General features: G+C 66.5%; 15 protein-coding genes. 7 read left to right on the forward strand and 8 right to left on the reverse strand.

Annotated features, from left to right (window positions below; genetic code table 11):
• The 3 genes from ACSFB7_RS13840 to ACSFB7_RS13850 all read right to left on the reverse strand — a co-directional run bounded on the left by ACSFB7_RS13840 (position 1) and on the right by ACSFB7_RS13850 (position 1,983).
• A complete protein-coding gene (locus tag ACSFB7_RS13840; RefSeq protein WP_435470937.1) occupies positions 1-489 on the reverse strand; it encodes a Spy/CpxP family protein refolding chaperone in 489 nt (162 codons plus the stop codon).
• A 140-nt stretch (positions 490-629) separates the two neighbouring features.
• The gene (locus tag ACSFB7_RS13845) at positions 630-1,541 is read right to left on the reverse strand and encodes an amino acid ABC transporter substrate-binding protein (RefSeq protein ID WP_435470939.1); all 912 of its coding nucleotides are present in this window, start codon (positions 1,539-1,541) and stop codon (positions 630-632) included.
• Positions 1,542-1,551: 10 nt separating this feature from the next.
• Positions 1,552-1,983 (reverse strand): VOC family protein, encoded by a 432-nt coding sequence (locus tag ACSFB7_RS13850; protein WP_435470941.1) that lies wholly within the window; start codon positions 1,981-1,983, stop codon positions 1,552-1,554.
• A 111-nt stretch (positions 1,984-2,094) separates the two neighbouring features.
• Between ACSFB7_RS13850 and ACSFB7_RS13855 the strand changes: the two genes are divergently transcribed.
• From ACSFB7_RS13855 to ACSFB7_RS13870, 4 genes are all read left to right on the forward strand, one after another.
• On the forward strand, positions 2,095-3,015 hold the full coding sequence (locus ACSFB7_RS13855) for a LysR family transcriptional regulator (protein WP_435471051.1): 921 nt from the start codon (positions 2,095-2,097) through the stop codon (positions 3,013-3,015).
• A gap of 23 nt (positions 3,016-3,038) precedes the next feature.
• Entirely contained in the window at positions 3,039-3,935 is an 897-nt protein-coding gene (locus ACSFB7_RS13860) for an SPFH domain-containing protein (RefSeq protein ID WP_435470943.1), read from the forward strand.
• Between the two features lie 27 nt (positions 3,936-3,962).
• Entirely contained in the window at positions 3,963-4,163 is a 201-nt protein-coding gene (locus ACSFB7_RS13865) for a type II toxin-antitoxin system antitoxin (RefSeq protein ID WP_435470945.1), read from the forward strand.
• Between the two features lie 100 nt (positions 4,164-4,263).
• Entirely contained in the window at positions 4,264-5,076 is an 813-nt protein-coding gene (locus ACSFB7_RS13870) for a substrate-binding domain-containing protein (protein ID WP_435470947.1), read from the forward strand.
• A 30-nt stretch (positions 5,077-5,106) separates the two neighbouring features.
• Here the strand turns inward: ACSFB7_RS13870 and ACSFB7_RS13875 are convergent, their stop codons facing one another.
• Both ACSFB7_RS13875 and ACSFB7_RS13880 read right to left on the reverse strand, forming a co-directional pair.
• The gene (locus tag ACSFB7_RS13875) at positions 5,107-6,003 is read right to left on the reverse strand and encodes an alpha/beta fold hydrolase (RefSeq protein ID WP_435470949.1); all 897 of its coding nucleotides are present in this window, start codon (positions 6,001-6,003) and stop codon (positions 5,107-5,109) included.
• Positions 6,004-6,020: 17 nt separating this feature from the next.
• A complete protein-coding gene (locus tag ACSFB7_RS13880) occupies positions 6,021-6,353 on the reverse strand; it encodes a hypothetical protein (protein WP_435470951.1) in 333 nt (110 codons plus the stop codon).
• 154 nt (positions 6,354-6,507) lie between these two features.
• Between ACSFB7_RS13880 and ACSFB7_RS13885 the strand changes: the two genes are divergently transcribed.
• Together ACSFB7_RS13885 and ACSFB7_RS13890 are read left to right on the forward strand one after the other, a co-directional pair.
• Positions 6,508-7,191 (forward strand): response regulator, encoded by a 684-nt coding sequence (locus tag ACSFB7_RS13885; protein ID WP_435470953.1) that lies wholly within the window; start codon positions 6,508-6,510, stop codon positions 7,189-7,191.
• Positions 7,188-8,627: a sensor histidine kinase gene (locus ACSFB7_RS13890; RefSeq protein ID WP_435470955.1), complete on the forward strand. Its 1,440-nt coding sequence runs from the start codon at positions 7,188-7,190 to the stop codon at positions 8,625-8,627. The genes ACSFB7_RS13885 and ACSFB7_RS13890 overlap by 4 nt, the downstream gene beginning before the upstream one ends.
• On the opposite strand, the gene ACSFB7_RS13895 is transcribed toward ACSFB7_RS13890, so the two are convergent.
• Positions 8,624-9,004 carry a response regulator gene (locus tag ACSFB7_RS13895; protein ID WP_435470957.1) on the reverse strand — a complete coding sequence of 127 codons (381 nt, stop codon included), beginning with the start codon at positions 9,002-9,004 and terminating at the stop codon, positions 8,624-8,626. The genes ACSFB7_RS13890 and ACSFB7_RS13895 overlap by 4 nt on opposite strands.
• Before the next feature lie 175 nt (positions 9,005-9,179).
• Between ACSFB7_RS13895 and ACSFB7_RS13900 the strand changes: the two genes are divergently transcribed.
• Positions 9,180-9,929 carry an ABC transporter substrate-binding protein gene (locus tag ACSFB7_RS13900; RefSeq protein WP_435470959.1) on the forward strand — a complete coding sequence of 250 codons (750 nt, stop codon included), beginning with the start codon at positions 9,180-9,182 and terminating at the stop codon, positions 9,927-9,929.
• 27 nt (positions 9,930-9,956) lie between these two features.
• Here ACSFB7_RS13900 and ACSFB7_RS13905 read toward each other — a convergent pair whose 3' ends face one another.
• Both ACSFB7_RS13905 and ACSFB7_RS13910 read right to left on the reverse strand, forming a co-directional pair.
• Complete coding sequence (locus ACSFB7_RS13905; protein ID WP_435470961.1) at positions 9,957-10,367, reverse strand: hypothetical protein; 411 nt, start codon at positions 10,365-10,367, stop codon at positions 9,957-9,959.
• Between the two features lie 70 nt (positions 10,368-10,437).
• Positions 10,438-12,681: a M1 family metallopeptidase gene (locus ACSFB7_RS13910; RefSeq protein WP_435470963.1), complete on the reverse strand. Its 2,244-nt coding sequence runs from the start codon at positions 12,679-12,681 to the stop codon at positions 10,438-10,440.
• Positions 12,682-12,954: the final 273 nt, after the last annotated feature.

The following is a 12,954-nucleotide window of genomic DNA, read 5'->3' on the forward strand; positions in this document are numbered from 1 at the left end:
TCAGGGGATCACTGCCGCAAGGTTCTGGTCCGCCACATGGCGCTGCTCGGGCGTGAAGGCTTCGTAGAGCTTCGACAGCGCATCGCTCACGGCCTGCATGCGCCGGGCCCGGTCTTGCGCCTGCGTGGTGCGCAGTTGCACGAACTGCAGGGCCGTCTGGTCGTCGGCCGGCGCTGCGCTCGCCATGCCGCCGCGGCCCGCGAGGTCCCACACCGCATCGGAGAAATGGTCCCACAGCACGGACTGCTCGGGCGTCACCATCAGTTGCAGGCGCAGGTCATAAAGCTTGTCGCGGATCTTGCTGGCCGCCGTGGCGGGCGTGGAAAGGCCATCGCCGGTGCGCGGACTCGCCGTGCTGTCGGAACGCGCGCCGCGCCGTCCGCCGCCGCCCATGCCGCCACCACCGCCGCCACCGAATTGCGCAAAGCTGTAGCCGCTCACGGCGATCAGGGTCGCGGCGAGCGCGAACCTGCGAAGGGGTCTTTTCATCATCCTGGCTCCTGGGACATCCGGCCCTCGAAGGGCCATCGTGCATTTCAGGAGCCCCGGCTGTCGGGTGCGTTGCGAGGCCGTAAACCGCAGGTAAAGCCGGCCGTCTTTACCTGCTCTGCCCCTGCCGCCAAGCCGCCCTATCGCGCCTCGTAGTCTTCCATGGGCTTGTCGGTGGGGTTGGCCCAGGCCGCCTTCGTCAACGCGCTGGCCGGCAGCCCCACCTTCGAGTTGTGCGGCGGAATGGGCTGCATGAACCACTTGTCGTAGATTCGTGCGACGTCTCCGCTTCTGGCCAGCGACACCACGCTCTGGTCGACGATCTTCTTGAACACGGCGTCGCCCTTCGGAATCATGATCGCGATCGGCTCCACGCTCAGAACCTGGTCGAGCAGCCTGTACTGCGCCGGTTCCTTGCTCTTGGAGATCAGCGTCGCAAGGATCTGCCCGTCGGCGGCAAAGCCCTGTGCACGGCCCGATTCGAGCAGCAGGAAGCCTTCGCTGTTGTCCTTGGCAAGCACTTCCGCGATGTCGTTGGCGCCATCGCGCTTGAGCTTTCTCAGCAGCTGCACGGAGGTGCTGCCCGTGGTGGCCGCCACGGTCTTGCCGGCAAGCTGCGCCGGCGCCGTGATGCCCGAGGCCGCCTTGACGGCGATGCGAACGCCTTCCACGTAGAGCGTGGGAGCGAAGGCCACGTCTTTTTGCCGCGCGGCGTTGTTGGTCGTGGTGCCGCACTCGATGTCCACCGTTCCGTTCTGCACCAGCGGCATGCGGTTCTGCGGCGTGACCAGTTGGTACTTCACGCTGATCCTGTCGTTCTGCAGCGCCTTGCGGATGTCCGCAATGACAAGCTCGCACACCTCGACATGAAAGCCCGCGTAGCTGCCGGGCCCCAGGGTGAAGGACATGGCACCCGATGCGTCGCGCACGCCCATGGTGATGGCGCCGGACTCCTTGATCTTCTTCAGGGTGTCAGTCTGGGCGGATGCGCTCCCGACCGACAGCAGGAGTGCCGCGGCGATTGCAGCCGCAAGAAGGCATTGTTTGTTCACGGGCGCGCCTTCAGACGGCAAACAGCGAATCCAGATCCGCGAAGGACTTCAGTTCGAGGGCGTTGCCCGACGGATCGAGAAAGAACATCGTGGCCTGTTCGCCCGGCTCGCCCTTGAACCGGACGTACGGCTCGATGACGAATTGCGTCTGGCGTGCGATGAGCTTGTCGGCCATGGCCTGCCACTTGTCCATCGGCAGCACGGCGCCGAAGTGGCGCACGGGCACGTCGTGGCCGTCGACCGGGCTGTGGGTCTTGTGGCCGCATTCGTCGGGCGCCAGGTGGGCCACGATCTGATGGCCGTAGAAATTGAAGTCGACCCACTCGGGCGCGCTGCGGCCTTCCGGAAATTCGAGCAACTCGCCGTAGAAGGCGCGTGCTTCCGCGATGTCGCGAACAGGAAAAGCCAGGTGGAACGGGATGCGTGTTTCAGGAGCGCTCATGGGTTTCATCGCGAAAAAAGAGTTCAGGGTGGCCGGACTTTAAGCAGCGGCCTGCATTACCGAAAACGATATATTTGCGATCTGAGCATCACCAATTTCGATGAACCCGCCATGATCACCGAGCTTCGAACCTTCATCTCCGTTTGCCGCCACGGAACCTTTGCCGCCGCCGGGGAGCGGATCGGCCTGACGCAATCGGCCGTCAGCAGCCAGATCAAGCGGCTCGAAGAAGCGCTCGGGTTCGCGCTGTTCGACCGCACGGGCCGATCCGCCACCTTGAATGCGGCGGGCGAGACGACGCTGGTGCGGGCCGAAGAAATCTGCGCCCTCTATGCAAAGCTCAGCGAGCTTCCGGACGACGCCACCGATCGCGGGCTGCTGCGGATCGGCGCCATCGCCTCCACCCAATCGACGCTGGTGGCGCGGGCGCTCGAAAAATTGCGCAAGGGCTTTCCCCTGCTTCGCGTTCACATCTCGCCCGGCGTGTCGATGCGGCTGATGGACGACCTGGACGCCGGCAAGATCGACGCGGCCGTGATCATCCGGCCGCCCTTCGGCATTCTTCCGGACCTCACGTGGCAATCCCTGGTGCACGAGCCTTATGTGCTCATTGCGCCGGCGAACATGCCCGGCAGGGACTGGCGCACGCTGCTGCAGGAGCAGCCCTTCCTGCGCTACGACCGCGCCTCGTTCGGCGGACGCATGGTCGAGAGATTCCTGCGGCGCGAAGGGATCGTGGTGAATGATTCCATCGAGGTCGACGAAATCCCTGGGCTCATCCATCTCGCATCCAGGGGCCTGGGCGTTGCCCTCGTGCCCTTGGTCGAGGCGCACCTTCCGCTGCCTCCCGGCGTTCGCATGCTCTCGCTCGGCGAGTTCACCTTCCATCGCGAGATCGGGCTTCTCCAGCGCAAGCCACGGGCCAGCCCACCCGTCGTCGCGCAGTTTGCGCAGTGCCTGCGGGAGGCGGCCGAGCCGGCGAAGGCGGCTCGCAAAAAAACCTTGACCGTCTCCAAAAAGATATTAAAGTGATATCACTTTTAACGGAGACCTTCATGCCTGAGCCCACAGACAAGACACCGCGCGCGGTCCGGAAAGAACGCGCCTACCGGTCCATCAACGGATACGGCATCGTCGCCGCGGTGGTGCTGCTGGTCGGGCTGGGCACGCTGGCCATCGCCCAGCGGCTGATGCCGCTGCCCATGAGCATCCTGTTGATTGCGGTGGGCATCGTGCTGGTGCCGGGGCTCTACATGCTGCAGCCCAACGAAGGCATCATCCTCACGCTCTTCGGCCAGTACCAGGGCACCGACCGCAGCGAAGGGCTGCGCTGGACCAACCCCTTGCAGTCGGGCCAGAAGATATCGCTGCGCGCGCGCAACCTGAACACCCCGCCGCTGAAGGTGAACGACAAGCGCGGCAACCCGGTGGAGATCGGTGCCGCCGTGGTGTGGAGGGTGCACGACACGGCGCAGGCGGTGTTCGAGATCGACGACTACAACAAGTTCGTGGCCATCCAGGCCGAAGCCGCCATCCGGCATCTGGCCACGCTGTATGCCTATGACAGCGGCGACGATCTGCAAAGCGACGAGATCACCCTGCGCGCCGGGCTCGATGCGGTGGCCGACGCACTGCGGGCCGAGCTCAACCAGCGCTTTTCCAGCGCGGGTGTCGAAGTGCTCGATGCCAAGCTCACACACCTCGCCTATGCACCGGAGATCGCACAGGTGATGCTGCGGCGCCAACAGGCCGTGGCCATCGTCAGCGCGCGGCACCAGATCGTGGCGGGCGCGGTGGGCATGGTCGAGGCCGCGCTCAAGGGGCTGTCGGAGCGCAACCTCGTCGTGCTGGACGACGAACGCAAGGCCTCGATGGTGTCGAACCTGCTGGTGGTGCTGTGCTCCGACCGGGAGACGCAACCCGTCGTCAACACGGGTACGCTGTACACCTGAAGCGCGCCCGCGCCGTATCTGCACCCGATGGCCAGTCCCGGTAAAAAGTCTTATCCCCTGCGCATCGATCCGGCCCTGTGGGCCGAGATCGAACGCCTGGCGGCGCAGGAACTGCGAAGCGCGAACGCACAGGTCGAGTTCCTGTTGCGCGAAGGGCTGGCCAGGCGCGGGCGACTGCCCGCCGCCGAAGGCAAGGACGCGGACAAGCCCAAGCCGCAGCCTCGGTAATAACCACTAATTCGCTGAAGGCTGATTGACAGCCCCGGCTTCTACGATGGCAGTGCAGACAGCGACCACGCTGCCGCCACCCTTGCACCAGGAGACATCGTTGAAGCCCTTTCTTTCCCTCACGCGCCGCGCCGCGCTTCCGCTGTTCGCGGCCCTCGTTCTTGCGGGCTGCGGCAGCCTCGACAACAGCAACAAGCCCGCCACCGGCGACATCCACGTCATGACCTCGGGCGGCTTCACCGCCGCCTACAACGACCTGCGCCCGGCGTTCGAGCGCAGCAGCGGCCGCACGGTGAAGACGGCCTACGGTGCGTCGATGGGCAATGCCGACGACTCGATCCCCAGCCGGCTGGCGCGCAACGAGCCGGCCGACGTGGTGATCCTTGCGCGCCCCGCGCTCGATGCGCTGGTCGCGCAAGGCAAGGTGGTGGCGGGCAGCCAGGTCGACCTGGTGCGCTCGTCCATCGGCTTCGCGGTGCGCAAGGGCGCGCCCCGGCCCGACATCGGCACGGTCGATGCGCTCAAGCGCACCTTGCTCGCGGCACCGTCGATCGCCTACTCGGCCAGCGCGAGTGGCACCTACTACGAGACCGAACTGCTCAAGAAGCTCGGCATCGAAGACCAGGTCAAACCCAAGAGCAAGCGCATCCTGAGCGAACGCGTCGGCACCGTCGTCGCACGCGGCGACGCGGCACTGGGCCTGCAGCAGGTGAGCGAGCTGCTGCCCATCGCGGGCGTCGACTACATCGGCCCGCTGCCCGCCGAAGTGCAGCGCGTGACGGTGTTCTCGGCCGGCATCGCCAGCGCATCGAAGCAGCCCGAGGCCGCACGGCAACTGATCCGTTATCTCAACTCGCCGGCCGCGGCGCCCACCATCGCGAAGACCGGGCTGGAACCGCTGACCGCGCGTTGACGGCGCGTTGACAACGGACGGCGCGCGCGGCTACAGCGTCCAGCCGTCCTGCCGGAAGAACTCGATCAGTGCGTCGCCGACCTTGTCGGGTTGGTCGAAGGCCAGCGTGTGGCCCGCGTCGGGCAGCAGCTCGACGTGCACATGCGGCGCATGGGTCCGCACGCGGGCACGGGCGCGCAGCGGGTCGTAAAGCGCCTCGTCTTCGCCGAGCATCAGCAGCGTGTGTTTCGGCAGCACGCGCAGGTCGGCGTCGCTCATGCGGCCTGGCGGCCTCGGGTTGCCGCGCTGGCAGCGCCAGCGCACCAGCAGGTCGTCCATGGCCCAGGCGGGCGGCTCGGGCGCCATCGGTGATGACACCCTGGCCTGGAAACCGCGCACCAGCTTTTCGCTCGGGAACATCGCGGCCATTGCCGCGCGTGCAACGAAGGCCGGCCGCAGCGTGTCGAGGTTCGCCGGCGCCAGCAGCGCGAGCTTGGGCACACGGCGCGAGGTCTGGCGCAGGTAGGCCGCCGCGAGCCACGCACCGAAGGAAGCACCGCACAGGCCCACCTTGGGCCGGCCGAGGCCGATCAGCACATCGTCGAGCCAGTTGCAGTACGCGTCCTCGGACACGGGCCGGCGCCCTTCGGTGCGGCCCGCGTCGCCGATGATGTCGACCGCATAGACCTGCAGCGCGCCCGCGAGCTTTTCGATGTTGTGGATCCAGGTGGTGGCATTGCCGCCGCCACCGTGCAGCAGCACCACCGGCGGCGCATAGGCCGGCCCCGAGGCCAGCACGTGCGCGCGGCCGTAGCGCGTCTCGACATAGCGGCTCTCATACGGCACCGGCCAGCGCGACAGCACGCGGGCGTACGAATCCAGCAGCGAGGAATGGGCCTCGGGCGAGCGGAAATGGCGGGTGAACAGGCGAACGTCGAGGGGATGCATCGGGGTCTGCGGCTGCCTCATTGGCGATGCGGGTCGTTGGGATGTCGGTCCCAGCGGTCGGGCATGCCGTCGCCGTCGGCGTCGCGGCTCGAATAGCGGTAGCCGTCGTAGCGCTCCAGGCTGTGCGGACGCCAGCCGCTCGGACTCAGGCCCGCGCCTGCCCTGCCGCCCCAGGCGGCACCGGCGCCCGAGCGTTGCCTGGAGGGATCGGCATCGCGCTGCTCGATGCGATAGACCGGCTTCGACGGCTTGAAGTCCTGCTCGAAGGGATCGGGCCTGTGAGCGCTCGACTCGAGCGCCGCCAGGGGCAGCAGGAGCATCGCGGCCGCGATGGTGCGCTTGGGGTGCATGGGTGTTTTTTTCTTCTTCGCGGCGTGCGGAATGAACACCCCGCCATCGTGATCCGCGCAAATGAAGGTCTCCTGAAAATTTGTCGCCTTGCCGGCCGGCGCCCTCCTCGTTTCTTTGGGATTCCTTCAGCTTCGACAGTTAGATTGCCCTTCCATGAAGATCCTCCTGGCCGAAGACGATTTCGACCTGGCCACCGGCATACGCGTTGCCCTGCAAACCCAGGGTATGGAGGTGGTGTGGGTGCGCCGTGTCGAAGAGGCACTGCGCGTTCTCGAAACGCAAGGCTGCGATCTCATCCTGCTCGACCTGGGCCTGCCCGACGGCGACGGCCTCTCGGTGCTGGAGCAACTGCGGCGCGAGGGCGCCCGCCTGCCGGTGCTGATCCTCAGTGCGCGCGACGGCCTGGACGACCGCCTCAAGGGCCTGGACACCGGCGCCGACGACTACATGGTCAAGCCCTTCGTGCTGGCCGAGCTGCTGTCGCGCGTGCGCGCCCTTGCACGGCGCAGCTACGGCAGCGACGGCGCCACCTTCGAGGTGCGCGGCCTCTGGCTGCACGAGGCCACCCAGCGCGTGCGCGTGCGCGACATGCCGGTGGCGCTCTCGCGCAGCGAGTTCAAGCTGCTGAGCCTGCTGGTCAAGCGCGCCGACCGCGTCGTCGCGCGCCGCGCACTCGAACAGCTCGTGCTGCCCAACGGACAGAGCCAGAACAGCAACGTGCTCGACGTGCACATCTCGAACCTGCGCCGCAAGATCGGCGAAGGCTACATCCGCACGGTGCGCGGCATCGGCTATGTGATCTACCAGACGGCAAGCACGCCGCTGGAGCGCTCATGAACGCAATGGTCGTGTCGCTGGCCCTCATGCCGGGGCGGTGGCTGCGCGAAGGCTGGCGCCGCGTGCGGCGGCCTTCGCTGGTGCGCCGGCTCATGCTCGCGCAGATCGCGATGATGACGCTGCTGTGGAGCGTCGCGATCGGGCTGGTGGCGAACTCCGCGATGAACGACGACCTGTCGTCCATCAACGCCTCGCAGCGCAGCATCCTGCTGGTCGCGCAGACCCTGGTCGACCGGCCCGCCAAGCAGTACGAGAGCCTGCGCGCCATGGACCTGGCGCTGCGTGACGCCTTCGGCAACGGCAACAGCGCCACGCTGTCGCCCAGCGTCATCGTGTGGCAGAACGGCCGCCAGATCTACCGCTCCGACGGCGTGCCGTCGGACATCGCGAACACGCGGACGGACGTCATCGAGTCGGTCGAAGCCGATGGAAAGTCATGGCGGGCGCACAGCATCGCGTCGGCTTCGGGCAAGACGAGCGTCACGCTCATTGCGCCGGGCGGCATGCAGATGTGGCTCACCTTCCAGTCGCGCGGCTACTACCTGCTGCCGCTGGTCATCAGCGTGCCCTTTCTGCTGTTTCCGGCGTGGCTGTCGATCCGGCTCGCGCTGAAGCCCTGGCGCACGGTGGCGAACGAGATCGCCTCGCGTGGCCCGCACGACCTGGCGCCGGTGTCGGTGAAGCCGCGGCACGACGAGCTGCTGCCACTGGTCCACAACTTCAACGCACTGATGGGAAGGCTGCGCGCGAGCATCGCGCGGGAGCAGAGCTTCATTGCCGATGCGGCGCACGAACTGCGCACGCCGATTGCCGCGATGCGTGTCAACGTCGAGGCGCTGCAGGCCCTGCTGACGCAATACATCCCCACCGAGCGCCAGCACGAGCTGTTCGCGCGCGTGCTCAGCAGCAACGCCCGCGCGGAGCGGCTGGTCGGCCAGTTGCTGCGCCTGATGCGCAGCCATGCGAACGCCGCGGCGCCGCAATCGCTGCGGCTGGACGACCTGGTACAGGAACGGCTGGCCGCCCTCTCGACGCTGGCGCACGTGCGCGAGGTCGAGATCGAACTCGTGGCCGACGAACCGGCGGAGATCGTGGGCGACCGCGACGGCCTCGTCTCGATGATCGACAACCTGATCGACAACGCCACCAAGTACAGCCCCGTGGGCTCGGTCGTGAGCGTGGGCATCCGGCGGGTGGTCGACGAAGCCGTGCTGACCGTGGCCGATCAGGGCTCGGGCATTGCGCCGGCCTTGCGTGAGCGCGTGTTCGACCGTTTCTTTCGCGATCCCGACCAGGTGCAGACCGGCAGCGGCCTCGGGCTGGCCATCGTGCTCGCGGTGGTCGAGGCACATGACGGCGCCATCGCGCTCAGCGACACCGGCACGGGCAAGGGCCTGCAGGTGACGGTGCGGATACCGCTGGTGCTGCGCGTCTAGCGGCCTTCGGCTTCCAGCCCCGCGCACAGCGCGAAGAAGCCGTCGAGTTCCAGCGACTTGTCGAACACCGCATCGGCCCCGAGTTCGCGCGCCCAGTCGGCGATCTCACCGGTGGCGTAGTTGCTCAGCACCACCACGCGCTGCCCCGGCCTGCACCTGCCGCAGCGCTTGACGATGCCCAGGCCCGATCCTTCCTGCAGGAAGAGATCGACCACCAGCAGCTCCCAGGCGCCCGGGTTCTCTTCGAGCCATGCCACGGCCTCGGCCTCGGTGCTGGCTGTGCCGATGAGATGGATGTCGACCTCGTCCTCCATGGCGGCAATGAGGTTGTGGCGGATGAGCGGGTTGTCTTCGACAAGAAATGTGGAGAGCGGCACGGCGAGAGGCGGGGTCAGGGTCAAGGTCGGTTCAGCGATTCACGGAGCCTACGCGAACGCGGCGCCGCGCCGGTGGGCGCGTGGCCCTGCTGGGGGTAGGAGATGCGGCCGGCTGGCCCGTAAACTGGCGCTCACATCCCCGCTTCACCCCTTCCCTGACCGACGAACGGACGCCATGACACAGCCTCTCCCACCGATCACCCCTGCACTCGTGAAGGCCTTCGCGCCCGACGGCACGCTGCGCGCCTCGATCAACCTCGGCAATCCGATCCTCGCCAACAAGGATGCGGCCAGCGGCGAGCCGGTCGGCGTGTCGATCGATCTCGCGCGCGAGTTCGCACGCCGGCTCGGCGTGGGCATCGAACTGGTGGTGTTCGAGAAGGCCGCCGCCTCGGTCGATGCGGTGAAGAACGAGAAGGCCGACATCGGCTTCTTCGCCATCGACCCGGCGCGCAGCGAAGGCCTGCGCTTCACCGCGCCCTATGTGCTGATCGAAGGCAGCTACCTCGTGCCCGCGTCATCGGCATTGACCGACAACGCACAGGTCGACGCCAAGGGGCACCGCATCTCGGTCGGCTCGGGCAGTGCCTACGACCTGTTCCTCACGCGCGAGATCCAGCAGGCCGAGATCGTCCGCCTGCAGGGCGCGGGGCCCGCGTTGGCGGCCGTGCGTTCGGGCGAGGTCGAAGTGGCGGCCGGCATCCGCCAACTGCTCGAAGGCGAAGCGCAGCGCGCGCCGGGCGTGCGCGTGCTGCCCGGTCGCTTCATGGTGATCCAGCAGGCCATGGGCACGCCGGCCAGCCGTGGCGCCGATGCGCAGGCCCTGCTGGCGGCCTTTGTCGAAGAGATGAAGGCCAGCGGCTTCGTGGCCGATGCGCTGAAGCGCCACCGCATCGAAGGCGCGATCGTTGCGCCTTCGGCCTGACGGCGTTGGCCGCAGCGGCGTGCGGGCCTACAGCTTGTACGCCTCCACCGGCCCCTGCGAATAGAACAGGAAGTAGCCGGTCTGCGTGCTGAAGCTGTTCTTCTTCCAGCCCGCGGGCACCTTGAAGATGCCGAGCTGGTCGCTCGCCACGCCAAGGAAGGCGGTGTTCTCCTTGTCGGTGGTGATCCTGTTCCAGCGCTCGCGCGTCACCGGCTGCATCTGCATCTTGGCTTCGCTCCATTCGGGTGTGCGCACCTTGTCGCGCATCACGTAGCGGTCGCCCTGCCGCTCGATCTTCACCAGTTCCTTGAGCACGCCGTCCTGCTTGACGGCGTAGACGCCGACCAGCGCGTCCTCGGGCCCGCTGCCTGCACCGCAAGCGATCAGCACCAGCAAGACGCAGGTGCCGGCCCCCAGCCATTTCAATACTCTGTTCATGATGATCCTGTGATGTGAGGCATGCGCCGCCGGGCGCGCCCGGCGGCGCATGCATGGGTGGTTCGGAGACTCAGCGCTTGTCGTTGTCACGCAGCTTCAGGTTGCCCTGGAAGCGCAGCGCATGCGGATATTCCTCCGGTGCGCCTGCCTCCTGCGCCGCCATCTTCTGCTGGTTCAATTCCGCCTTGGCCAGCAGCGGCGCCGGCAGCTTGACGATGTTCTTGATCTGGTCGAACTGCGCCTGCGTGATGCGCCCCACGCCCAGCAGCTTGATGGCATCCTGCTCAATGTTCTTCAGCAGCGGCAGGTTGCCCGCGAAGTACTGCGACCTGGCCAGCAGGTTGCTCCACGACTGCGCGCTGTAATTGCTCACGTAGTAGTCCTGCCCGGTCGGCCCGGCCAGCACGGCCGTGCAACCCGGCAGCTCCAGTTGCGTGCTGTTGGTCGACATCACGAAGGTCTTGCGCTGGTCCATCGCATCGCCATACGCCAGCGTGACGGGAATGCTCCACGTCGAGGCCGGGTACAGGTTCTGGTTGGGAAAGGACTCCTGCGTGATGTTCACGTAGGTGCGGTCGCTCGCGCATTGCGCATCCACCGTCAGCAGCGGAATGCCGGTCTGGCGGATGAAGCTGTCGCCGATCTCGCTCACCTTCTTGCCGCCGCTCGCCTTCTCCAGCGAAGTCCACAGGCGCGTGGGCGTGACGTTGCCGAAGGCGTAGTCCTTCAGGTAGATCTGCAGGCCCTTTTGCATCGCGTCTTCGCCGATGTAGTTCTGGATCGTCTCCAGCACATGGCTGCCCTTGTTGTAGACGAAGATCGACGGGCTGATGAAGCCGAACGAACCCGCGTCGTTGAGGTTGCGCTGCACCGGCACGGCCGTGCTCTTCAGGTCGGCCACGATCACGTTGTGCTTGTCGAGCACGTAGTCGTAGAAGCTGTAGTACTCGGGGTGGAACTTGATCGTGGTGCGCCTTTCGAACCAGCGCGCGAACGATTCGTTCAGCCACACGTTGTCCCACCAGTCGAGCGTGACCAGGTCACCGAACCACTGGTGCGCAATCTCGTGCGTGACCACCGTCACCGAATACGGCGTGGGCCTGTCGCCCGGCTTGGTGAGCACCGAGTCGGCAAACTCGAAGATGGCGCCCCAGTTCTCCATGCCACCGAAGCCGGTGTTCGGCTTGTTGTTGTAGCTGTCGTTCGCCGCGATGGTGTCGAACTTCTTGATGGGCAGCGGAATGCCCGTGTACTTGTAGTAGTAGTCCAAGGCCACCTTGGTCCACTCCATCGGGAAGGTGGCCCAGGTGGAGCGGCCCGGCGGCGTGAACCAGCGCAGCGGAATGTCGGAGCCGTCCAGCGGGTTCTTGAAGGTGTCCGGCAATATGTCGAACTTGCCGCCGCCGAAGAAGGTCAGGTACATGGGCATCGACGGTGTCTTCTCGAACGACACCTGCTGGTAGCCGTCGGGCAGCTTCACCGCCGACTTCTGCGCGCCGTTCGACACGGTCTTCCAGTCGCCCGGCACCTCGGCCGAGATCTCGAAGGTGTGGCGGAAGGCCGGCTCGTCCCAGCCCGGAAACCACTGCCGCGCGTAATTGGTTTCGCCCTGCGTCACGATGGCATCGCTGCTCACGCCCTCGGGCGTCGAAAGACCCACCTTGAAGATGCCGGTGGCGGCCGAGCAGAACGGGTTGCGCTGCACTTCGGCGGGCGGGCAGTACTCCGCATCCGAGAACTGGATCTTGCCGTCCCACTCCATGTGCAGCAGGTACTTGCCCTTGGCGATCTGGCCGTCGTTCAGGCGCAGTTGCACGAAGTCGCCCAGCGTCTGCGGCGTGGGTATCAGCGGTATCGCCACGCCCGGGTTCGACACCTTGCGCAGCGTGGTGCGGCCCCTTGCAAAGTTCAGGTTGTGCGCGGCGACGACGATTGCATCGACCGGCTTGAGCACCTCGATCTCCACATCGCCACGGCCCACGAAGGTCTTCAGTGCCGCATCGGGCCGGAACCACAGCTTGTAGTTGCTGGGCCAGACGGTGTCGGGCAACTCCATCGGCTTGGCCGAACGATCGACGGCGTGAAGTGCCGCATCCGCCAGGCTGGGCACGCCGTCGTCGGGCGTCTTCTGCGTCGCGTCCACGACGTTGAGCGTGGGGGCCGACGCCGCCGGGCCCGACGGAGCGCCAAGGCCCGCGCCTGCGCCACCGAACGAAGAGCCGCTGTCGCCGCCACCGCCGCATGCCGTCAAAGCGGCAAGGGTCACTGCGGTGATGGCAAGATGATTGACGAAGGGTTGGTTGAGTTTTTTCATGATCGCCTATGGGTAAGGACATGCGCCACCCTGCATGCATCGACGGGTAGCCGGTGCTGCGCAGGCAGGCGCGGTGATGGAATGAAGAACAACGAATCAAGCAGGCAACAGCGAGCCCTTCCGGCGAACGACACGTTCGTCAGAACAACACGAAGACGCCACGGTTTTTCGTCGGCCCGGCACGGCACGGACGTGCCACGCCAGGCCTCGCCGCAATCAATGCGGGCGGCCCCAGGATGCGAGGGGTGATGTGGTCCATTCCCGTCGATGCGC

It is taken from the genome of Variovorax raffinosi (genome assembly GCF_051216615.1).
GTDB lineage: Bacteria > Pseudomonadota > Gammaproteobacteria > Burkholderiales > Burkholderiaceae_C > Variovorax.

Bases quoted from the DNA above. Each gene is read 5' to 3' on its own strand.
- ACSFB7_RS13840 (WP_435470937.1), bottom strand. From the start codon at position 489: ATGAAAAGACCCCTTCGCAGGTTCGCGCTCGCCGCGACCCTGATCGCC.
- ACSFB7_RS13850 (WP_435470941.1), bottom strand. From the start codon at position 1,983: ATGAGCGCTCCTGAAACACGCATCCCGTTCCACCTGGCTTTTCCTGTT.
- ACSFB7_RS13855 (WP_435471051.1), top strand. From the start codon at position 2,095: ATGATCACCGAGCTTCGAACCTTCATCTCCGTTTGCCGCCACGGAACC.
- ACSFB7_RS13860 (WP_435470943.1), top strand. From the start codon at position 3,039: ATGCCTGAGCCCACAGACAAGACACCGCGCGCGGTCCGGAAAGAACGC.
- ACSFB7_RS13865 (WP_435470945.1), top strand. From the start codon at position 3,963: ATGGCCAGTCCCGGTAAAAAGTCTTATCCCCTGCGCATCGATCCGGCC.
- ACSFB7_RS13875 (WP_435470949.1), bottom strand. From the start codon at position 6,003: ATGCATCCCCTCGACGTTCGCCTGTTCACCCGCCATTTCCGCTCGCCC.
- ACSFB7_RS13880 (WP_435470951.1), bottom strand. From the start codon at position 6,353: ATGCACCCCAAGCGCACCATCGCGGCCGCGATGCTCCTGCTGCCCCTG.
- ACSFB7_RS13885 (WP_435470953.1), top strand. From the start codon at position 6,508: ATGAAGATCCTCCTGGCCGAAGACGATTTCGACCTGGCCACCGGCATA.
- ACSFB7_RS13890 (WP_435470955.1), top strand. From the start codon at position 7,188: ATGAACGCAATGGTCGTGTCGCTGGCCCTCATGCCGGGGCGGTGGCTG.
- ACSFB7_RS13900 (WP_435470959.1), top strand. From the start codon at position 9,180: ATGACACAGCCTCTCCCACCGATCACCCCTGCACTCGTGAAGGCCTTC.
- ACSFB7_RS13905 (WP_435470961.1), bottom strand. From the start codon at position 10,367: ATGAACAGAGTATTGAAATGGCTGGGGGCCGGCACCTGCGTCTTGCTG.
- ACSFB7_RS13910 (WP_435470963.1), bottom strand. From the start codon at position 12,681: ATGAAAAAACTCAACCAACCCTTCGTCAATCATCTTGCCATCACCGCA.